General features: G+C 43.9%; 23 protein-coding genes and 1 tRNA gene. 8 read left to right on the top strand and 16 right to left on the bottom strand.

Annotated features, from left to right (window positions below; genetic code table 11):
• Window positions 1-6: 6 nt before the first annotated feature.
• Window positions 7-858, bottom strand: coding sequence for an SDR family oxidoreductase (locus B9G69_RS14230; RefSeq protein WP_088614710.1), 852 nt, complete (start codon window positions 856-858; stop codon window positions 7-9).
• 11 nt (window positions 859-869) lie between these two features.
• Window positions 870-1,802, bottom strand: a complete 933-nt coding sequence (locus B9G69_RS14225) for a hypothetical protein (protein WP_088614711.1) — start codon at window positions 1,800-1,802, stop codon at window positions 870-872.
• A gap of 144 nt (window positions 1,803-1,946) precedes the next feature.
• On the opposite strand from B9G69_RS14225, the gene B9G69_RS14220 reads away from it, so the two are divergent.
• The 3 genes from B9G69_RS14220 (at window position 1,947) to B9G69_RS14210 (ending at window position 3,845) form a co-directional block, all read left to right on the top strand.
• Window positions 1,947-2,023 (top strand) — tRNA-Met (locus tag B9G69_RS14220).
• Between the two features lie 474 nt (window positions 2,024-2,497).
• A complete protein-coding gene (locus tag B9G69_RS14215; protein WP_141096882.1) occupies window positions 2,498-2,977 on the top strand; it encodes a hypothetical protein in 480 nt (159 codons plus the stop codon).
• Window positions 2,978-3,143: 166 nt separating this feature from the next.
• Window positions 3,144-3,845: a hypothetical protein gene (locus B9G69_RS14210; protein ID WP_088614713.1), complete on the top strand. Its 702-nt coding sequence runs from the start codon at window positions 3,144-3,146 to the stop codon at window positions 3,843-3,845.
• On the opposite strand, the gene B9G69_RS14205 is transcribed toward B9G69_RS14210, so the two are convergent.
• From B9G69_RS14205 to B9G69_RS14185, 5 genes are all read right to left on the bottom strand, one after another.
• Window positions 3,796-4,419: an iron-containing redox enzyme family protein gene (locus B9G69_RS14205; protein WP_265437802.1), complete on the bottom strand. Its 624-nt coding sequence runs from the start codon at window positions 4,417-4,419 to the stop codon at window positions 3,796-3,798. The genes B9G69_RS14210 and B9G69_RS14205 overlap by 50 nt on opposite strands.
• Before the next feature lie 9 nt (window positions 4,420-4,428).
• Window positions 4,429-5,079: a hypothetical protein gene (locus B9G69_RS14200; RefSeq protein ID WP_088616924.1), complete on the bottom strand. Its 651-nt coding sequence runs from the start codon at window positions 5,077-5,079 to the stop codon at window positions 4,429-4,431.
• Between the two features lie 187 nt (window positions 5,080-5,266).
• A complete protein-coding gene (locus tag B9G69_RS14195; protein ID WP_141096984.1) occupies window positions 5,267-5,830 on the bottom strand; it encodes a hypothetical protein in 564 nt (187 codons plus the stop codon).
• 165 nt (window positions 5,831-5,995) lie between these two features.
• Window positions 5,996-6,562 (bottom strand): HutD family protein, encoded by a 567-nt coding sequence (locus B9G69_RS14190; protein WP_088616922.1) that lies wholly within the window; start codon window positions 6,560-6,562, stop codon window positions 5,996-5,998.
• Between the two features lie 14 nt (window positions 6,563-6,576).
• The gene (locus B9G69_RS14185) at window positions 6,577-7,467 is read right to left on the bottom strand and encodes an NmrA family NAD(P)-binding protein (RefSeq protein WP_176401016.1); all 891 of its coding nucleotides are present in this window, start codon (window positions 7,465-7,467) and stop codon (window positions 6,577-6,579) included.
• 94 nt (window positions 7,468-7,561) lie between these two features.
• Here B9G69_RS14185 and B9G69_RS14180 point away from each other — a divergent pair, with 94 nt between their 5' ends.
• The 3 genes from B9G69_RS14180 to murI are packed head-to-tail and all read left to right on the top strand — an operon-like array spanning window position 7,562 to window position 10,072.
• The gene (locus B9G69_RS14180) at window positions 7,562-8,239 is read left to right on the top strand and encodes a hypothetical protein (RefSeq protein WP_088617296.1); all 678 of its coding nucleotides are present in this window, start codon (window positions 7,562-7,564) and stop codon (window positions 8,237-8,239) included.
• Entirely contained in the window at window positions 8,232-9,269 is a 1,038-nt protein-coding gene (locus B9G69_RS14175) for a guanosine monophosphate reductase (protein ID WP_265437801.1), read from the top strand. The genes B9G69_RS14180 and B9G69_RS14175 overlap by 8 nt, the downstream gene beginning before the upstream one ends.
• 2 nt (window positions 9,270-9,271) lie before the next feature.
• Window positions 9,272-10,072 (top strand): glutamate racemase, encoded by an 801-nt coding sequence (gene murI / locus B9G69_RS14170; RefSeq protein WP_088616919.1) that lies wholly within the window; start codon window positions 9,272-9,274, stop codon window positions 10,070-10,072.
• Here murI and lysA read toward each other — a convergent pair.
• Window positions 10,069-11,244, bottom strand: coding sequence for a diaminopimelate decarboxylase (gene lysA / locus B9G69_RS14165; RefSeq protein WP_088616918.1), 1,176 nt, complete (start codon window positions 11,242-11,244; stop codon window positions 10,069-10,071). The two genes, murI and lysA, sit on opposite strands and share 4 nt — an antisense overlap.
• A 44-nt stretch (window positions 11,245-11,288) precedes the next feature.
• Between lysA and B9G69_RS14160 the strand changes: the two genes are divergently transcribed.
• A complete protein-coding gene (locus tag B9G69_RS14160; protein ID WP_088616917.1) occupies window positions 11,289-11,942 on the top strand; it encodes a M14 family zinc carboxypeptidase in 654 nt (217 codons plus the stop codon).
• Between the two features lie 11 nt (window positions 11,943-11,953).
• Window positions 11,954-12,775 (top strand): 2,3,4,5-tetrahydropyridine-2,6-dicarboxylate N-succinyltransferase, encoded by an 822-nt coding sequence (locus B9G69_RS14155; RefSeq protein ID WP_088617419.1) that lies wholly within the window; start codon window positions 11,954-11,956, stop codon window positions 12,773-12,775.
• 52 nt (window positions 12,776-12,827) lie between these two features.
• Here the strand turns inward: B9G69_RS14155 and B9G69_RS14150 are convergent, their stop codons facing one another.
• From B9G69_RS14150 to B9G69_RS14115, 8 genes are all read right to left on the bottom strand, one after another.
• Complete coding sequence (locus B9G69_RS14150) at window positions 12,828-13,985, bottom strand: FtsX-like permease family protein (protein WP_265437800.1); 1,158 nt, start codon at window positions 13,983-13,985, stop codon at window positions 12,828-12,830.
• Window positions 13,986-14,133: 148 nt separating this feature from the next.
• A complete protein-coding gene (locus B9G69_RS14145) occupies window positions 14,134-15,096 on the bottom strand; it encodes an MlaD family protein (RefSeq protein WP_254917122.1) in 963 nt (320 codons plus the stop codon).
• The gene (locus tag B9G69_RS14140) at window positions 15,093-15,803 is read right to left on the bottom strand and encodes a cell division ATP-binding protein FtsE (protein ID WP_088617417.1); all 711 of its coding nucleotides are present in this window, start codon (window positions 15,801-15,803) and stop codon (window positions 15,093-15,095) included. The genes B9G69_RS14145 and B9G69_RS14140 overlap by 4 nt, the downstream gene beginning before the upstream one ends.
• A complete protein-coding gene (locus tag B9G69_RS14135; protein ID WP_088617416.1) occupies window positions 15,803-16,627 on the bottom strand; it encodes an MlaE family ABC transporter permease in 825 nt (274 codons plus the stop codon). Before B9G69_RS14135 ends, B9G69_RS14140 begins: the two co-directional genes overlap by 1 nt.
• Window positions 16,628-16,697: 70 nt before the next feature.
• Entirely contained in the window at window positions 16,698-17,282 is a 585-nt protein-coding gene (locus tag B9G69_RS14130) for a YdcF family protein (RefSeq protein WP_254917121.1), read from the bottom strand.
• Window positions 17,260-17,637, bottom strand: a complete 378-nt coding sequence (locus B9G69_RS14125) for a RidA family protein (protein WP_088617414.1) — start codon at window positions 17,635-17,637, stop codon at window positions 17,260-17,262. The genes B9G69_RS14130 and B9G69_RS14125 overlap by 23 nt, the downstream gene beginning before the upstream one ends.
• Before the next feature lie 18 nt (window positions 17,638-17,655).
• On the bottom strand, window positions 17,656-18,153 hold the full coding sequence (locus tag B9G69_RS14120; RefSeq protein ID WP_088617413.1) for an organic solvent tolerance protein: 498 nt from the start codon (window positions 18,151-18,153) through the stop codon (window positions 17,656-17,658).
• Window positions 18,154-18,235: 82 nt separating this feature from the next.
• Window positions 18,236-19,624, bottom strand: coding sequence for a hypothetical protein (locus B9G69_RS14115; protein WP_265437799.1), 1,389 nt, complete (start codon window positions 19,622-19,624; stop codon window positions 18,236-18,238).
• Window positions 19,625-19,714 lie beyond the last annotated feature (90 nt).

Raw genomic sequence — 19,714 nt, 5'->3', positions numbered from 1 at the left:
GCGCTATCAGCTCTTTTGATAGCGCAGGCTTTTCTTAATCACACGGTCCATCATTCTTGTGGACATGAATTTCATCAATCCCGCTTGCAATTTAATATGTTTACCCACCAAGTAATTCACTCGTGGAATACGGCTTTCAATGGCGTGCAAAATAGCCATGGTCACCGTTTGAACTGGAACTGCTTCCTTGGCTGTTTCAACAACACCTTCCCTCAGTGCTGCCATAGCAGAACCATAGATTTCTTTAACTTCGGCACTTAGTTTTTTTGTCACTTCGTCGGAAGCATCAATTGATTTTGACCAGATTTCGGTCCGTATGGGACCGGCTTCTATCAATGATACGTGCACACCAAGGGCACTAACCTCACGGCGCAAACAGTCTGAGAAGGCTTTAACTGCAAATTTGGAAGTCGTATATGGTCCCAGAAACGGCGCCGCCACTCGGCCGCTAATCGAACCAATATTTACAACCCGGCCCTTTGTTTGACGAATCAACGGCAAAAACATTTGTGTCATTTCGACCATCCCAAACAGATTCACATCGAAAACTTTTCGCCACTCCTCAAGTTTTAATCCCTCAATAGGTCCTCCGCTGGCGATACCAGCATTATTGACCAAAATCAGTTCGTTATCGGGATTCATTTCACTGCGAACTGTCTTTAAAGCGCGCTCAATGTCATGAGAGTTGGTAACATCCAGCCTTAACACGGTCAGATTGTCAGATTGCTCCTGAGCCAATCGCTCTAACGACTCAGGCTGACGGACACCCGCCCACACCTTATACCCCTTTTCACAAAGAGTTCTGGTTAAATCAAAACCGATCCCGGTTGACGCGCCCGTTATTAAAACTTGTTTCAAACCGTTCTCCTTTAGAACAAACCTTTGTTAACCAAATCTTGCAGCCAGCTATCTGTAATGGCGAACGAGTCTTTCCTAAACTCCGTCTGAACATGAGCTCGATAACCGGGATTAAAGCCAACGGATTTTGCATCTATACCTGAATCTTGCAGGAAATTTTGCATTTCTTGCACTTGCTCTTCGACACTTAAATTTTGATTTTCAATCAGACTGTTCTCAATTTGCTCACAAAACGACATCGTCGCGTTGTCATTCGCAAGCTGCGGATTCAAAGCCACGGCCTTGGCGATAATATGCAGATTGTAGGATTTTTGAAGGACCTGATTGAGCTGATCCAAGTTGTTGGTTAGATAGTTCGCCATGCGATAAACTTGTTTATAAAATTCTGCTTTCTGAAGTAAATTATCTTGGCCTTCCGCCTTTTCAGAAAGCTGAATCATCTCTCGCGCCCCGGGTGAGCGAAAGATATATCTCAACAAAGGTGCAATCGATTCGATTACTGGATCTTTTTGTGGCTTAGCAAGTGAATCAAAAAAATTCACGGCAGGCGTCTCGGGTTTTTTAGGAAAAAAACCACTTTCACCCGCTCTAGAAAGATCACGGCAGGCCGTCACCATGGGAGCCTCAGGATTACTAAAGTCGTTTAGAAGAACGAACATATCGAATTTGTTGGCCTTGCCCGAAGAAGACTCTGCCTCCGCCGAGGCTTCCTGGTGTGCCGCCATTTCTTCAGCGGCATATGTTTGCTCGATGTCTTGAAGAGCGGAATTTGGTAAGGCAGGCGACTCCCTGTGCTCTAATTTCGCAGATGAAGCATCCAAAGCCTGCTTTACACTGGAGGGCCCCGGCAACTGAGTCAAAAGCCAAACGCCGAGACCTCCAAGAACAACAACAAGAGAGGCCACACTGAGGGCAGAAATTTTAAGAAGTTTTTTCCAATTCATGCCTCCAACTAGAGCATATTCCCGTTTTCTGAGCAATTTCGAGGCAATGATTCGCAGAGCCATACATGAAATACATAAATGAATCATTGACCCAGGATGGGTGAAAGACTACAACTGACACCTCAGACATTCACTTGTCACTGTCGCGGGGTGGAGCAGTCTGGTAGCTCGTCGGGCTCATAACCCGAAGGCCGTAGGTTCAAATCCTGCCCCCGCAACCAATAAAAGCCTCAAGGTAAACCTTGGGGCTTTTTCCATTTTTGGGCACTTCAAATTTTCTACTATTGATTTAAATCTTCGTTCTTAAGTAGTTTAAGACGAAAAAGGAATAACACCAAGAATCCCATGAGAGCAGCGCATTGGATTCCAAGGTCAATCAATGAGCTGAAAAGCGTAATTCGACAAACACCAGCTATCCAGAGCGCCAGGAATAAAACGGCGAATGTACCTAGAAGAAAATGACCTTCCCAGGCAAGTTTGGAGCGACTGCGAACAATATTAGAGCTAAACATGTCATCACGTTATAATATTATTTTGTTTAGGGGAACAATTTATTGTTTAAACTGGACGTCTGACAGTCGTTCGAGCGACCACGTGCAATAAATCCCGGTATACAATTTTCAATTTACTTGAGGTGGCGAAAACCGTATACGTCCCCCATGAAAACCGCAGGGATATCGATTGATAAAAGAGCCGTGGAAATATCTGTGCTGCTTGATGAACAAGAAAAGCTCCGCATCCTATGTGATTACCACGAAGTCCAACCAGCTGACAGTTCCCTTTTCAAACTTTTGGGAAAAGAAATCGCCTGGGAGATCGTGGATTTCAATCTCAACCAGATTTACCGTAACGAAGTAATAGTCAACCTTGGCAACTACTCTATCGAAGAATACGAATCTAAATCCCCCTGGGACCTTTTCACGAGATCACAAATCATCCTGGAAGCGTTGATTGATGCCACAATGAGGGTAAAAAAAGCAAATGGCGTGATATATTTGAATCACATCCCACCGTATGTAATGGAAGAAACAATGACACCCGAGAAAGCGCAATTTAGGATCGAGCACTTGTTCGTGTGCCCTCTGGTTTCCAATGCTACCAACGAGAACACCATGTTTGTCTCCGCATTCATTTTACATCCACTTGATCAAAATTATAGAGTGTCCATACTGTAGACCTAGGCCAGCTACACGGTTCATCACATCAAATTACGAGCTTGAAAAGTTATTGTTAAGTTTTGATCAAAAGCCAAAAGTGTCAAATATTTAGAATAGCTTAGAAGTACTTCAACCTTACTATAAATCATTTGTTAATTGCGACCACTTTCGATAGAACCGTGGCATGTATTCCATGGAAAAGTCCTGTCAAAACATCGCTCTAGTAAACTTCGTTGAGCAGTACATCACTGCGCGTGCGATTTTGCGTGAGGCATTGAAAGCTACTGGCCGGGTTTACTTAAGTCATCGTGAAGATGATCACTTCTTCCAGTTACCGCACCAAGCACAACAGGTAGTTGTTGATGGAATTCTAAACTGGTCGAATACAATTTTGGAATTTGTCGCTCAAGGCGGAGACCACAAGAACACCAAAAATTTGGTTCGCTACTATTTGTCCCGTATGTCTTTAATTGCTCCTCTGGGATTTATCGATGAAATTCAAAACGGTGATATCGTTGAAATTTATGGCGACGATTCAAAAAGATTGTTTTTCAATCCGGAGTTATTTGATTATTCTTCTTACGCACCCGACGTCATGTTTTCTCAACAATGGTGGGACCTCTATCACCGTGATGGCGCCGTCTCGCTGAAAATTCATGAATATGCGATAGACATGTTTGTCGGGCGCATTACTGCGCCTTTTAAACCGGATTTACCTATTTGCGATGTTAAAGAGACTAAATCTAAGGGACTATACACCAGCAGAATTGAAATGAAGTGTATGTCCCCTGTGAAAGTTGGAGAAAAAGTAGTTGGCGTAGCTTGTTTGGAAAAGCTTACGCTGCTTTCTGGTGAGCTACTTGGGCACACTCATTCATTATCTTAATGTATAAATCCATCGACTCAATCAGGTTTGCATAAATCTCGTCGCGCTCCTTGTCGGTCACCTTATCGACTGAAGCAAGAACATCGCGGAAATGATCTACGTCTTCTTCTGCATGCACCTTCAAAAATGTGCACCCTTTGAATCCCGCTTCTTTCACACGCTTCAAAAGAATCGGACCAAATTTTGCGGCGAGACCTTCCAGCAACAGTGAATAACCCAAATGGGACACGGCACTTACATCTCTGATCCAATAGTATTGCGCTTTCCAGAATGCTTTGGTGACTTGAAAGATCTCAACTCCTTCAGCATGCATAAACTTCAGGTCATTCTGGCTCATTTTCTCGTGACCACTTTCTTCTTCAATATGATGTTCGAATTGCTTTTTCAACGGATGCTCCGCCGCCAAACGTTCATTGCACATTAGCAGAAAAACAGACGTGTGCTTCACAAAATCATTTGTTTGCGCAAGCCACGAGTTATAGAAACGGACATTCTCCCACGGTAAAGTATTTACGACCTTACAAAGCTCATCCACTTTTGCTGTCGCCTTTTGATTGAACTCTCTAGATTGCATACGTACTCCTTAAGCCGCGATCTTCGCAACTTTATGTTTCTCAATCCACAATGAATCGACCAATCGATTCGTAAAATCATCAGATGGAATTTCTTTATACGTTTTCTCAAACAACATCACCGCGCACGGATTGTTATATTTCTTGATTTCAGCAAGCTGTCTCCATCCCATAGCGTCTCCGGTGGAGTTTACTTTTCTATCTATTCTTGCGATTCCAAGCGCAGCATCAGCACCAAGTTCATTCATGACCCTCAAACCCAGTCGAATAATAATCTCTGAAATCTTGGGACCGCCTCGTCCCTTCCCTCGAAATGACGGTGCAACTGTCAGGTATTCCATCGCCATAAAAGACTTAATTTTTTGATCTAGCATTTTACTAAGGACTTCTTGACCTAACGCACGAACATAAGAGTGTTCGTGGCTGCAAATTTCGCGAAGGTCGAACACCGTGTATTGATGGAATCCCACAAGTTCCGATCCATCCATGATGATTGCAAGAACTCTAGCACGTTGAAACTCGTCGCGATTCAATGTAGCTCCGCGCGACGCAAGATCTTTCCCATACTCGTCAGCCCACAGGGCATAACACTTGTTCACTAGGTTGACTTCTTCTTCTGTCTTTGCGGCGAGCGTGTAGATGAGGTGATATGAAAAATTCATTGAAGACCTCTCGTTCCAAATTTAAACATTGAGTGTTTGATGAAATGGACACTATTGTTTCGGTCTAAAATAAAAAATGTTTAGGAATTTTTGCGATCATAGCTCGGAAGTTTCCGACTCAATCTTGGAACAGTTTTGCGTACAAAACGGTCCAAATTATGACAGACAAGAAAGTTTAAGCTTTTGATTATTTACCTAACAAATGCATCGTTTTATTGCGAAGAGGCTCGCTTAGAGTGCAGAACCCTGCCCACCCTTCGTACTTTGACTGAACCTTTACATTTTTTATCAGATTAAGAATCTGACTGCCATCGCGATCTAGGGGGTTAAGTCGGCCTAAATCGATGCAAAAGACTTCATCAATGGAGTACTTCGTGAATTCAAAAACTCTTGGAGAGATAATTTTACAATTTCCAAAAGTGTCGTACACGTCAAAATGGATGTCGTCAGATAAGCCTTCAAATAAATTGGGATCGATGGCGACGCCTTTAGCTTTTAAAAACATCCACAAAAGTTTCTGATTACGAGGAGAGGGACTGTGTAAGTTGATCTCCCTTAAAATCGAAGTTAGTTCTGTCATCCGCTGCAAGACAGTCTCTTGATCTCGCCGAGAGAGCCCTGCAAAAAGATGCGTGCGATCGACAGCTGCATGAACTGTATCAATCGAATAGTTCTTTAGATCCGCCAAAATAAATTCACGGAAAACTAAATATTTTTGCTTAGCTTGAATAAACCAGGCGCTATTATTCACTGTCACTCATCCATAGGCTTGAATCTGTTTACCTCCGTTTTTTCAAGAAGTAACACCCCTGTCAACCCCAGTTCCCTAAAATATAAACAATATCTTGTAAGGGTTACCAAGTACCCGCGGACCTCGCCAAATATGTCCAGCAGAGGAGAAACAGTGCATTCCAAGTTAACACGAGGCTTTCGATTTCTGAAAAATGGAAATTAAGATATATACGCTGTGATTCAGTCCGCCCAAATTGATGGGGCCTCTTTTTTCAATTCTTACGGTGTCTTCGGCGTGAATGATGAAGTCACTTAATTGCAACATCCCATGCAGACAATATATAAAATGAATCCCCGTTTCAAAATTCAAAAACGAATTTTTAGAAAGATCTAAGACTTTCATTTCCACGCGAACTTTATCGGGACGATATATCACACCTAAATCAACAATCGGACCTTGGATTAACTCTGCATTGATATCGATATCTCCAGAAAACGCGAACACTTCACCGTGCCCAAGTTTATCGCCATTCAATAGCAGTCCTGCACCTTTGGTGACGATCAAAAGACGCTCACAACCTTCGAATCGAGAAAAGGGTCCATCGCCATTCACCTCCGCAGAACTGATTCTCCAAGAGAATTCTTTCGGAAAAACAGCGTCGTCAGGCCCCAGGGCAATCTGAGCTGTCATACCTTGGCCGTTCTTCCATGGCATCTTTTGATAGGACGATTTGGGTAGATAAGCTATCATGAAAAAAGTCTAAATCAGAAATTTGCCTCACGCAAAGACTCTGAATAAGGCGACGACCAGACCGCTGAAGACTCAATACAAAAGTCATCAAAACTCCGAGGCTCAACTCCCCTCACTTGTTGGTTGCTAGGATGCACAGTGGAGGTCATCCCTTCTCGTGCTGAGCGGTGAATACTTAAATAAGCATCGACCAACCAGGAACTATGGCCTTCTCGTAAAAGTCTGTGGCGAGTTGCCGCCTCAGTTACTGGCACATAAGTTACCCGTCTACCGATCGCGCGCCCAATTTTTTGTAGCGCATCCTCGTTACTTAATGCCTCCGGGCCGGTCAAACTGATTGTTCTCCCCTCGTACAACCATGGGTTCTCAATCACTTTGATGGCAACATCGGCGACATCACGAATATCGACAAAAGAACTTTTGGCTTCACTCTCAGGCAGAAACAAAGCTCCTTGCCGAATAGAATCAGCATGGCGAGTAACGAAGGTTTGCATATAAACGTTGGGACGAAGAATAACTACTGGAATGCGACTGTCCTTAGCCATGTGCTCGATCGCACCGTATGTCTCCTGCAAAAGAAATCGAGATTCAGGGTCTGCGCCTAAGATTGAAGTTAAAATCATAAATTTAACGCCTGAATTTTTGGCTGCCATGATCGCATTTTGAGCATACACAACCATTGACTCTGAAATAGGCAGATTCAGAAAAAGTAAGTCGACATCCTTCATACTTTCATAGACCAGGCTTCGCGCGCCCAAATCCATTTTCAAACAACGAACGTCGGGAGCAAACATAGAGTCATGATGACTTGCAGCAACAAAACGCGCTCGCCTGTCATGAAGACGACCAACCACTTCACGGCCCACTTTACCGGATGCACCGGTGATCAAAATATTTTCTTTCATAGGGAATAGTATCCCGATCCCTCCCTTGTTTTGACAGGTGTATATTAACAAAGGTCCGCTTGACTCCCCTGTGCTTTCTCGATTTAGTTGGGTAGTGAAATTCTTTGCCCAAAACCTAAAGGTTTTTAAAAAAGTTGCCTTTCCTTTGTTCATCCTCGTGGTGCTGTCTTCTAACATTGACCAATATCTCAATATTAGAGTTGAACATGCTTTACAAAACCCACTGGGTGCCGCTGGTCAAGTCTACTGGTTCGGTTTTATGTCTGTTCTTAGCAGTATCATTTTTCCCATCTTGCTAATCACGACAACACTGTATGCGATGAAATCCAGTCGATTCACTGACAGCCTTCATGATTTTTATGGGAAGTATATCAACCAGATATTTATCGAGACTTTGCGAACCTGGGGCAAAACGTTGATGTGGTCCTTGTTGTTTATTGTTCCGGGTATTTGGAAATATTTGGAGTACAGCCTGGTTCCATTCGTTGTGACTGGTTCCGTTCGCTATGATGAAGGCAAGATTGATGCTCTCCAAGCGTCGGCCTCCATTTTTCGCAGACACTGGATTAAAATTCTTGGCATCTTGATTTTATTCCACCTTTTTATTCCACTCGTACTGGCAAGCGTATTTGATTCTTACCGCTTGCTCTGGGAAACTCCAGTGCCAAGCCTTCTGCTAAATTTACTGGACACCTATTTGCTTATTATTTCAACACAGCTTTTATTTAATGTATTTCAAGACGAGGTAAAAAGACATGACGCTCATGTTTAATTGGAAAGATATCAAAAACCGCGGCAAAGGTTTGACCTTTGACGACGTACTCATCATCCCAGCACGTTCGGATGTACGCTCTCGTCGCGATCCCCAATTGACGACCAAGGTGACGAAGAACTTTACGATGGATACACCTATCGTTAGCGCCAACATGGACATGGTCACTGAGTATGACATGGCCTTAGCCATGCACCAATTGGGCGGCATGGGTATCCTTCACCGTTTTCTCCCGATCGAAGATCAAGCAGCGCAAGCTCGTCGCTTAAAAGAAGCTGGTGTAAAAAATATTTCTGCCAGCGTAGGCGTGGGCGAGGAGTTTAAATCTCGTTCAAAAGCATTGGTTGATGCGGGAGTTAATATCATCACTATCGATATTGCTCACGGTCACTCTGTGCAAATGATGGAAACGATGAAGTGGCTGAAGGATCAATATCCTAAAGTTGATTTGATCGCAGGAAACATGGCTACACCTGATGCCGCTCGTGATTTAATCGAAGCAGGCGCTGACGCCATTAAAGTGGGTATCGGTCCTGGGTCTATGTGTACAACTCGCATCATCACGGGTTGCGGCGTTCCGCAACTAACAGCGATCGCTCTATGTGCAGAAGTAGCAGCAGCATATGGAGTTCCCGTGATTGCTGATGGCGGCATCCGCACGTCTGGTGACATGGTAAAGGCTTTTGCAGCTGGCGCTAGCACTGTGATGCTGGGAAGCATGCTTTCTGGAACAATTGAAACTCCAGGAGAAATTAAAAACGGTAAGAAAGCTTATCGTGGCATGGCTTCACGCTCTGCTCAAGATTCATGGCGCGGCGGAGTTCCTGAAGGTATGGCGCCCGAGGGAGAATCAACTCAAGTCAATGTCAAAGGACATGTGAAAGACGTGATCCTTGAAGTGACTGGTGGTATTCGCTCTGGCATGAGCTACATCAATGCAACAAGCATTGCAGAGATAAAAGAGAAAGCCCTCTTTATGGAAATGTCTTCCAATGGTATTTCTGAGTCTCGCGCACACGGAGTAAAATAAAAATGGATTCCAGACCCATAGGGGTATTTGATTCAGGCATCGGCGGGTTAACAGTTCTTAAAGAACTTGCCATGCAGTTTCCCCAGGAAAGTTTTCTGTACCTGGGCGATACTGCACGCCTACCCTATGGCTCTAAATCTGCACATACAATTCGCAAGTACTCAGAGCAGAACATTCAGTTCCTGAAAAAACTGAATGTGAAAGCTATTGTGATAGCTTGCAACACAGCCTCCACTCAAGTTCCTGAACCTGAATTAGAAGGGCTTCCAATTTACAACGTCATTGGTCCCGGTGCTCAACGCGCCCTCGAAGTCAGCCAAAGCAAACGCATTGGCGTTCTTGGAACTAGAGCAACGATCAACAGCAAAGCGTACTCCCATAAAATCATCGAGCTTGAACCCTCTGCAAACGTGATTGATCAAGCCTGCCCCTTGTTTGTACCATTAGCCGAAGAGGGATGGGATTCTGATCCGGTGACGAACATCATCGTTTTCCGTTATTTAAGTCAGATTCTTCAGCATTCGATCGACACGCTGATTTTGGGGTGTACGCACTATCCGCTTTTAAAAAACTCCATTGCTCGCGTGACGGGATCATCGATCGAGTTAGTGGATTCTGGAGAGGCCATCGCCCGTTGGCTTGATCGTGATTTTACAAAAAATCGACTGCAAAGAAATGCCAAAGACAGTCCGCAAAAAATTGAAATTATGACGACCGATTCCTCGGCGCACTTTACTGAAATGGCTTTGAAGATTTTAAAACCTATCAAAGCCGACGAATTCCGTGTGGTTGACTTAAACTAGATGCAAATTTCTAAAGGCAGCTCTTGCAAATTGTAAGTGCTGGCCATGGAATAACCGTATGCACCCGAATCAAGCACAGCTAAGTAATCACCCTCTTCAACTTGCCCCATTTCGTAGTCTTTTAAAAAGAAATCTGAAGATTCGCAAATGGGACCCACTACATCGCATTTGATTTTTTTATTCGACTGAACCAATGGCAGGATCTGATGTTCAGCTTCGTATAACGACGGGCGAATCAGATGATTCATTCCTGAATCTACAATGACAAATGTCTTTGCCGAAGTCTTTTTAATGTACTGAACTTGAGTTAACAAAACACCCGCATGGGCCACCAACCAACGACCCGGCTCCGATTGAAGCTCGCACTTTAAATCGCTCAATATATCTTTGGTGATTGCCGAGTATTCTTTTAGGAGGCTAGATTCCCGTTCAAAATCTTGCTTTTCATAGACCACTCCCAAACCGCCGCCGAAATCAAAACGACGCAACGTCGGGAAATCTTTTTGAAGACTCAGAAATGAGGCTTTAAGCTTAATCAATGCCTCTTGGTACCCCGAAAATTCCAGCATCTGAGATCCAAGATGTAAACTCACGCCCACCAATTCCAAAGAATTGGTATTTTTCTTTAAACAATCCGACAACGCGGGGATCATGGAAAGCTCCATGCCGAATTTATTATCGCGCAGACCTGTAGCGATATAAGGATGAGTTTGAATACTTACGTCGGGATTTAATCGCAACGCCACCTGAGCCTTTTTGCCCATTTTTTCGGCGATTTCACCGATACGCTGCAACTCTGGAAGGCTTTCTACGTTGATTTGCAAAACGCCTAACTGAAGAGCCTCGGTGATCTCGTGTCGAGTCTTTCCAACCCCGGAATATACGATGTCTTCAGGCAGAAATCCGCTTTCAAGAGCACGTTTAATTTCGCCCAGGGAAACCACGTCAGCACCAGCCCCCGCCGATTTCAAACATTGCAAAACTTGAGGATTCGGATTGGCTTTGACTGCAAAATATAAACGCACTCCAGCAAGTGCCTCAGCCAACTGTTGAAAGCGGCTGCGAATAAAATCAAGGTCGTAGACATAGATGGGACGAATGTAATTCGCGCACAGAGAAGATAAGTTCTTTTTTTTCGGCCCAAAATGAAGCTCATTATTGATGTATTCCACAAAAACCTCGTGCTAGTATCATTGCCGAACAAAGGACGTTTGTCATGAAAACTTCTATTTTTACTTACACCTCCAAAGGCATGCCTGTCATGGCTTACGAATTTGGACAAGGGACAGGGCCAGAAATATTAATTTTAGGTGGCGTGCATGGCGATGAATACGAAGGCGTGGTCTGCGCACAAGCGCTTCTCAAGCATTTCATGACATCATTCGATCACAAGTTCACTTTGACATTGGTGCCACAATTCAATCTTGAGGGCGTGATCTTTAGTACGCGTGGAAATTGTAACGGCGTTGATTTGAATCGCAACTTGCCTACCAAGGATTGGTCACCAGAAATCAAAACTCCCCGCTACCATCCGGGACCCAAGGCAGGAAGTGAACCTGAAAATCACGGTTTAATGACTTACCTTGAACAAAAGAAACCAAAATTGGTTCTTTCTCTTCATTCGTGGAACCCCGTCTTGAACGTGAATGGTGATTGTTATGAGTTCGCCAAAGTTTTAGAAAAACATACGGGGTATAAAATCGATGATGATATTGGCTACCCGACCCCCGGTTGCTTAGGAACATATGCAGGCCTCGAACGACCATCCCCGACTTTGACTTACGAAATTCAGCGGGGTCAGTCTGTGGAAGACATTATTAAAATCCACGTTCCAGCCATCCTGGACGCTTTGAAAGTTTACGACAAGTAAGGAGACCGCAAGTGCAACAATCTGTTGAAAAACTTTATTCAGATATTCAAAACGGCAAACGCGTCGACCAATTGATGACGAACGACTTGAAAACGATCTTTGAAGTGATCGAAGGTTTGGATGCGGGCCGCCTCCGCGTTGCCGAAAAAAAAGACGGCAGCTGGATCGTCAACGAATGGGTGAAAAAAGCCATCCTCCTATATTTCCGCGTTCAACACATGACAGTTATGCAAGCGGGGGACTTCACTTACTTTGATAAAATACCCGTAAAAAAATGGTCAGAGGACGATGGAGTTCGCGTTGTCCCTCACGCGATTGCTCGCAAAGGTTCTTTCATTGAAAAAGGCGCAATCCTGATGCCTTCTTACGTGAACATCGGTGCTTACGTTGGAGCTGGCACCATGGTAGACACGTGGGCAACAGTTGGTTCTTGCGCGCAGATTGGAAAGAATGTCCACTTATCTGGTGGCGTAGGAATTGGCGGAGTACTTGAACCCGTCCAAGCTTCTCCCGTGATTGTTGAAGACAACGCATTTATTGGCAGCCGTTGTATCGTCGTAGAAGGTGCAATCATTGAAGAAGGCGCGGTCTTGGGTGCTGGTGTTACCATCACTGCGAGTACAAAAATTATCGACGTGACAGGCAGTAAACCCGTCGAGCTGAAGGGCCGTGTCCCTGCAAACTCCGTTGTGATTCCTGGCACTCAAATGAAAAAATTCCCGGCAGGCGAATTCGGCGTACCGTGCGCACTCATCATCGGTCAGCGCAAGCCAAGCACGGATCTTAAGACTTCTTTAACAGACGCCCTCAGAGATTTCCAGGTGAGTGTTTAGCCTTAAAAAGGCGAAAAACAAAAAGCCCAACTGTAGAAGGTTGGGCTTTTTTTTATTTCACTCTAAGGGCTTCGGAAGGCTGCACGTCGGATGCCGTTCTTGCCGGTATATAAGAACCCAACCATGCAATCAATGAGCTGATTAATAAAACCCCAAAGACCAGCCACCAATCTACCAGACTTGGAATGGTCGTATCGTAAAACACCTGTGACGACCACATGTTGATTGGATTATTTTGAACGTACAGACTTAACCCTGTTCCAATAATGGTCCCGGCCAAGACTCCCGATCCCGCTAAGAAAAATCCCAACTGAGTAAAGATCTTAACCGTTTGCTTTCCAGACAAACCGATCGTTCTTAGAATAGCAATGTCGCGACGCTTTTGAGAGAGCAATAATGCAAGAACCGTCAAAATAGAGCTAGCGGCAATCATTCCCGCAAGGCCTAAGAAAATCCCGATTGTTAGTTTCTCAAGCTTCAAAGCATAAAATAATGCCGAATTGCGATCCATCCAAGTCTCAACTTGAACATCGGTGAATTTCATTAAATCATTTTTTACAACATCGACCCGCGCCTCATCCGCAAGCCACATCTCAATACCGATCTTTTTAAGATCACCACTTCCCAAAGCCTTCAACGCTTTGCCACGCTGATAAAATAAATACTGCGCATCCACATCGGTTAGACTGGTGGTTACCACTCGCTTCACTCGCACACGCTCAAATTTCGGCGTTTCTCCTGGAGGTAACAACAGACCCGCTGGCGAGACCACAGTGATAAAATCACCCTCAAACACCCCTAGCGACTGTGCCAGGTCCACACCCAGCACCACTTCACCCTCATCAGGGACATCTTGAGGATCCCATGTAAATGATGGTGGTCCGCCACGGGATGTTTGCGGCTTATCTGCATCAAGCTTTGCTAATTGTGAAATAAAATGTTCAAGACTGGGACGAGTCACTCCCCGAGCAAAAGCTCCTCGAAATTGACCATCCTGACTTCGCAAGATCACATCTTGAGTTTCGTACACATAGGCCTGAGTCGTCGTGTCTTCTTTGATTCTGGAAAAGACTGGATGAGTTTCTAAACCTTTGGAGTTTTGCATACCCGGAACCGTCACGTACAAGTGAGGCTCAAGGCCCAAAATGCGCTTACGAATGCTTGCATTCATTCCGTTCATAACAAAAAGAACGACAAGAAACGCTGTCACACTGACTGTGATCCCACCGATTGATAAAAAAGCAATACGGCGGATTAATGCACCGGCTCGTTTTGAGAAGATAAAATGACGAAAGAGATGCCCAACTAGCATCTCTTTATCTTATGTTTGAATTGGTCGGATTCAAGCGTTTTGTAGGCTATTTCGCCTTATCACTTGCTGGCGCACGCTGCTGTGCTTCCTCTTTACGAACTTCACGAACGTTACTTTCCATAAAGAAGCTTTTTTGCATGGCCTTAAGAGTAATAACAGTTTCATTCATCACTTCTACAAGACGACGCGAAGCAATTGGAAGATCTGGTTCAACTGCTTTGGCAGCGGGTCCCAAAGCACGTGTGACGACGGCTAAATTCTGAGTCATAATAGCAAGGTCTTTTGCAAGATCAGGATTTTGTTTGTTAAGCTCAGGTAAAATACGATTGATCTCCGTCGTCGTCGTAGCCAGATTTTTCATCAAGACTTCCATCGAATCATTTGCCGTCGCTTGCTTGGACAGCTTGATGACCTCTTGAGACATCACAGTCATATTCTTCATCAGTGGATCCATACGATCGATGACACGAACAAAGCTTTGAGCACGATTTTTATCAGCAAAGGCTTCCAAAAGCATCTGCACATTTTCAAGCAGACCACCTACACGTGACATGGTCGTCCCAATATTTCGACTGCTCAACATTGTCACAACATCCATCGTCTCATGAGATTGAATCGAAGTGTTATTTGCAAGCATTGGAAGCTTCTCGCTACCGACAGAAATCTCAAGGATTTTCTCTCCGATAATAAAGGGACGGTTCATCGAAACGACACTGTCTTGACGAACGCGTTCTTGAAATTTACTTAAAACATAAAACGTCACTTGGATTTTATTATCCGCACGCAATTCTACATCTTCAACAGCCCCCGCACGAAGACCTGCCATTTGCACGGCTGTTCCCTGATGGAGCCCATCTGCGGTTTCAAAAGTCGTCGTATAGAATACTTTCGAATCAAACCAACCCTGTTTAATAGCGATACTGATAGCGGTGACGATGACACCTAGGATCGCTAGCCCGACAAACAGGCCCGCAATTCGTTCAAATTTATTGAACTTTACATTCATCATAGATGTACGACTCTCTTCTCTGGATCAACTGGCTGGAAGTAAAGTTGTCCATCATCCAAATGAACAATTTGATAATTAAATAGGTTCATAAACTTTTCATCGTAAGAGCTAATGAAGACATGTTGCAAACAGCCTTCTTTACGCAATTGATGGATATAGTCCACTAATGTATAAACGCTGTCCTGTCCAAGTCCCACACTTGGATCGTCCAACAACAGAACTTGCGGGCGCATCACCATCGCGCGCAGCAAGCAAACCAACTTACGCAAGCGTCCTGGTACGTGTGCGGGTCTTTCGTGGGCAAATTTTGTAACGTCAAACAATTTAAAGATGTCATCAACGCGAGCCTTTGCATCCTTATGACTTAAAGTCTTATGATACAAAAGAGGCAACATCATATTATCAAATAAAGTTTGATTGTTAATCAAGCCGCCATAGTCAAAGGAATAGCCAATCTGTAAGCGGTAAGGCAAAAACTCCTCAAAAGACATTTCGCAAACGTTTTGACCGTTGATCAAAAACTGTCCGGACTGTGGCATCTGTAACCCAGCAAGAATTTGCAGTAAAGAACTCTTACCTGCGCCTTCTTCTGCCTTCACCCAGAGGACTTCATTCATAGGGAAATCAAATTCCACATTGGCAACCACTGGATCCTGTCCTTCGTGACAAAAAGAAACGCCTTCAAACTTTAGACTTTCGATCTTCATTATATGACCCCCAGATTGCGCAACTGATTAAGATAAAACAAAGCTGTTACAATTAAATTAAAGACGACGACAAAGATGATGCTGTTCACAACTGCTTGAGTTGTAACTTGTGGAACTTCCGTAGGACTTTTCTTGACTGACAAACCTTGATAGCAGGACACGACAAAGATAATCATTCCACTAAAGCTATTTTTTAGAAGGAAAATCAGAAAATCATCCATTGCAAAAGACGTCATCAATGACTCTGCATAAAAAGCGAATGGCATATCTTGAATGAACTTGGTTACAAAGAATCCACCGATCAATGCGACGAAATTAAAATAGAAGGCCAAACACAGCATACTGATAACCCCACCCACGACGCGGGGAAAAACAATGTAACTGAGTGGATTGATACCCATAACTTCCAGGGCTTCAATCTCGCGATTTGCACGCATGTTCCCAAGTTCACTGGCCACAGCCGTTCCCGATCGTGCAGTGACGACGAGAGCCACTAGTAATGGACCTACTTCACGCAAAATACCCACGATCAAAAACTGACCAATCATTTGCGTACCACCGAACATTGATAAATTGGAAAGAGACTGCAAAACTAATACACTTCCTGAGGTCAAAGCCAACACGCTGACCAGAGGCAAAGCTTGCCAACCTGTGAAGTAAATCTGTGCTGAAATCACACGGACGATTTCGCGCATACCTTGCGTTTGATCAAGAACAGTTGCGCGCAGGGAAAGATAGACCATCAAGAGAACACGCCATGTGTACTCCACATTCCTTGTCACAAATCTCCCAAGGGAGTCGATTTGTAAGAATAATGAATTCATCTAAAACCCCAGTTTCCTAGGGTATTTATCGGAGAAAACCGTACATTCGTTTATTAACTTAAGTCTGGTTTTAGTACGCCCACAAAGAATAAAAGAAAGACTTCAGCGCTTCGAAAGAAGTTTCCACGACTGAAGCCTCGTAACGGCCTCCCACAATGGGATGTTTTTGAATATAAATATTCTCGGGAAAAGCCGAGCGAAATGTTTTGTAGGATCGATACATGTGAAGTCGTGAAGTTACCAAAAGTATATCGCGACACTTCAATGCTTCCACCAACGGAAGACTTTGTTGGGCATTACCGAACGTAGTCTCGGAACGACGATCCAAAACCACATCGTTTTCATTCAAGTTTCCATAGAATGGCCATACCGGCATGATCTCGCGCAGTCTCGCGTTCGAATACACGCCTGAAATAACGAGTTTTTTGACATTTTGATTCGCTAAAAGATCAAATCCCTCACGCACCCGCCCCGCACCTCCGGTCAAAACCACTGCACAATCTGCTGTCTGAGATTTTGTCCAAGAGATCATCGGCTCTTTTTCGATCAAATGATACTCATGAACGAAGCGCTGGATAACCAGCGCCCCAATGACCATGAAGATCCAAAAAGTTCGACTGCGTAAAAGCCCCTTAGCGGTGAGCAAGTACTTCAACCTCTACATTCACACCTTTTGGTAACGCCGCCACAGCAACTGTAGAACGCGCTGGTGGCGCCTGAGTAAATGCTTTTGCATAGATTTCATTTACTGTTGCGAAGTCAGCCATATTAGTCAGGAAGATGGTTGTTTTAACAACATTTGAAAAGTTCATATTGTTCGCAGCCAAAACTGCTTCAACGTTCTTCATAACCATCTCAGTTTGTGTTTTAATATCGCCGGTGAAAACTTCGTTCGTTTTTGGATCGATCGAAATCTGACCTGAGCAAAATAAGAAATCCCCCACCGCAACTGCTTGTGAGTAAGGTCCTACTGCTTTGGGTGCATTGTCTGTATGAATAACTTTTTTCATGAAAATATCCTTTGTGGATTAAAAGTAAAAAATAATACCTGCGCGGAAAGGGCTATCCGCGATTGTTCTAAAGCGAACGTTGTCAGCTGAAATGACTCCCGCGCCACCTTCAAAAGTGAACCCCAGAGATTCCAGACCTGTAAAGAAAAACTCACCGCCGAAAACTGCATCCAACTCAAAGCCGGATTGTTTTTCCCTTGTACCTGCGTCATTTAACTCTTCCCAGTTAATAAGACCCACTGTACCCCCCATGTAGAAGTTCATGTTTTGTTCTTTAAAAACAATACGACGAACGCCAGCGGTTGCAGCAAATTTCGATTGATCTTTTTGCGTATCGATACCTAAACCACCTGCGAACTGAAGTTCAGATGATGGATTGTAAACCACTGCCAACTCGGGAAGATCCAAGGTTGAGTGGGATTTAACACCTACCCCCAAACGGTTCGTCAAATCTTTCGCTTGAGCTGGGCTCGCTCCCGCTAAAAATGCAAATACCACTGCTACAACTTTAAGCATTTTATCGTACTCCTTATTAAGGCTTCTATTAAATGCAAAAGCTGAAATAGGCGCAAAAAGAATCTCAATCTTACAATGGGTGTCAAAGGAAGAAAGAGTACTTCAAACTCTCAGAAATATTACCCAGGAACTCATTTGAGAAATTACCCGGCTTCGCCTTGGTCTCATCCCAAATTTTTTCTCTGAGGTATTTAAATCCTATGGATTTTTCTTGCATCGTTGTGCGCACTCCAAAATCTATCAATTCTGCAAAACGAATCAATGAAGATTCTACGGGAACTAAGTTAAAAGGGGTCTGACTGGGAAAACCCTTTTCATCTGCGCGCTCATGGACACAAACCATAATCGCCTTAACGGCTTCAGTGACGGGAACTTTTTTGAACAAACAGCGATTCAAAGACATCATCGGATGCTTTTGATATTCTTCAAGCTGTTGAGATTCCAAATAGGATTCCCCTAAAGACAGAAATTTTTGATAAGTGGCGTTTGGAATATCCATTAGTCCTAAATCGCAGAAAAGCCCGGACATCAACGTATCAAGAGGATTCCCTACACCGGATTTAACTGAGATATAAGCCGCATAAACAGCAATCCAGGGACTCCGCCATTTATCAAACAAGTCATTTTCCAATACTTCACGAAGCGTATCCCAAAGATTCTCATCGCTTTTCATGATTTCAACCATAGTTAAAGCAAGCTGCACCAGCTGCTCGTAAAGTTCCTCAACTTCTTCATCTGATGCTGTTTTAAACTCAAACAAAATCACTTCACTTAGTTCAACCCACAGGGCCGCAAGCGAAAGAAAAACCGAACGCACACGCTTTCGCAAGGACATACCAGAGCGATCAAAGTAAGTATTGATATATTCCATGTAGGCAGTCGTTTCTCGACCATGAATCAAAAGCCCACCCTTTGATAACATCTTTTGATATTTTGAATCTGATAAGACGGCCCCGCGGAATGCCACCCCCATAATTCTTTGGTTAACGGGCATACGAACAAAGACTGTAAATGGTAAGGTCGTCATCGAAAACAAATCTGTCGGGTGAATATCGAAAAACTGTGCCCGCGCCTTTAACAGCAATATATATTCAAGCTTAAAGTTTTGGAAAAAATCGAACGGAGTAATCAGCAAAACACGCGAGAATTTGGGCCCCGTGAACTTATTCTTTTCCGGGATTTCATGGGTTAATGTCACTAAAGTCGAAAGTGGAAATCTTTCCGCCAGAGACATTATTCGTTCGGTAAAAGCCCCAATGTGCTCCGACTCTTCTTGTGCAACAACAATAATGATCGCTCTTTGAACTTCATAGGGCCTGACCTTCAGGTCCTCAATCGCTAGAACGTGCTTAAAGGTAAAGTTATGCAAATTCAGCAAATCTCGAATGCGTGACAAAACATCCTCGCGCTGACTCAGCAACAAGAGTTCCAACTTCTGTCTAAAAAAAATAGCAGGACGTTTTTCACTCATAAACAATTAAAATGTTACTTGAAGCAGTTATAGAGAGCCATCAAAAGTTTTCATAATTGACATATTCATTTGCTGAACGAATCATATTGC

This window comes from Bdellovibrio sp. SKB1291214 (genome assembly GCF_002209355.2).
Classification (GTDB): Bacteria; Bdellovibrionota; Bdellovibrionia; order Bdellovibrionales; family Bdellovibrionaceae; genus Bdellovibrio.
This window is presented reverse-complemented; position numbering and strand designations above follow the sequence as displayed.

What these genes read in the sequence shown, in the direction of transcription:
- B9G69_RS14120 (WP_088617413.1), bottom strand. Translation starts at nt 18,153, where the DNA reads ATGCTTAAAGTTGTAGCAGTGGTATTTGCATTTTTAGCGGGAGCGAGC.
- B9G69_RS14190 (WP_088616922.1), bottom strand. Translation starts at nt 6,562, where the DNA reads ATGATAGCTTATCTACCCAAATCGTCCTATCAAAAGATGCCATGGAAG.
- B9G69_RS14140 (WP_088617417.1), bottom strand. Translation starts at nt 15,803, where the DNA reads ATGAAGATCGAAAGTCTAAAGTTTGAAGGCGTTTCTTTTTGTCACGAA.
- B9G69_RS14115 (WP_265437799.1), bottom strand. Translation starts at nt 19,624, where the DNA reads ATGAGTGAAAAACGTCCTGCTATTTTTTTTAGACAGAAGTTGGAACTC.
- B9G69_RS14205 (WP_265437802.1), bottom strand. Translation starts at nt 4,419, where the DNA reads ATGCAATCTAGAGAGTTCAATCAAAAGGCGACAGCAAAAGTGGATGAG.
- B9G69_RS14125 (WP_088617414.1), bottom strand. Translation starts at nt 17,637, where the DNA reads ATGAAAAAAGTTATTCATACAGACAATGCACCCAAAGCAGTAGGACCT.
- murI (WP_088616919.1), top strand. Translation starts at nt 9,272, where the DNA reads ATGGATTCCAGACCCATAGGGGTATTTGATTCAGGCATCGGCGGGTTA.
- B9G69_RS14135 (WP_088617416.1), bottom strand. Translation starts at nt 16,627, where the DNA reads ATGAATTCATTATTCTTACAAATCGACTCCCTTGGGAGATTTGTGACA.
- B9G69_RS14225 (WP_088614711.1), bottom strand. Translation starts at nt 1,802, where the DNA reads ATGAATTGGAAAAAACTTCTTAAAATTTCTGCCCTCAGTGTGGCCTCT.
- B9G69_RS14160 (WP_088616917.1), top strand. Translation starts at nt 11,289, where the DNA reads ATGAAAACTTCTATTTTTACTTACACCTCCAAAGGCATGCCTGTCATG.
- B9G69_RS14210 (WP_088614713.1), top strand. Translation starts at nt 3,144, where the DNA reads ATGTATTCCATGGAAAAGTCCTGTCAAAACATCGCTCTAGTAAACTTC.
- B9G69_RS14175 (WP_265437801.1), top strand. Translation starts at nt 8,232, where the DNA reads ATGTTTAATTGGAAAGATATCAAAAACCGCGGCAAAGGTTTGACCTTT.
- B9G69_RS14145 (WP_254917122.1), bottom strand. Translation starts at nt 15,096, where the DNA reads ATGATGAATGTAAAGTTCAATAAATTTGAACGAATTGCGGGCCTGTTT.
- B9G69_RS14200 (WP_088616924.1), bottom strand. Translation starts at nt 5,079, where the DNA reads ATGAATTTTTCATATCACCTCATCTACACGCTCGCCGCAAAGACAGAA.
- B9G69_RS14185 (WP_176401016.1), bottom strand. Translation starts at nt 7,467, where the DNA reads ATGAAAGAAAATATTTTGATCACCGGTGCATCCGGTAAAGTGGGCCGT.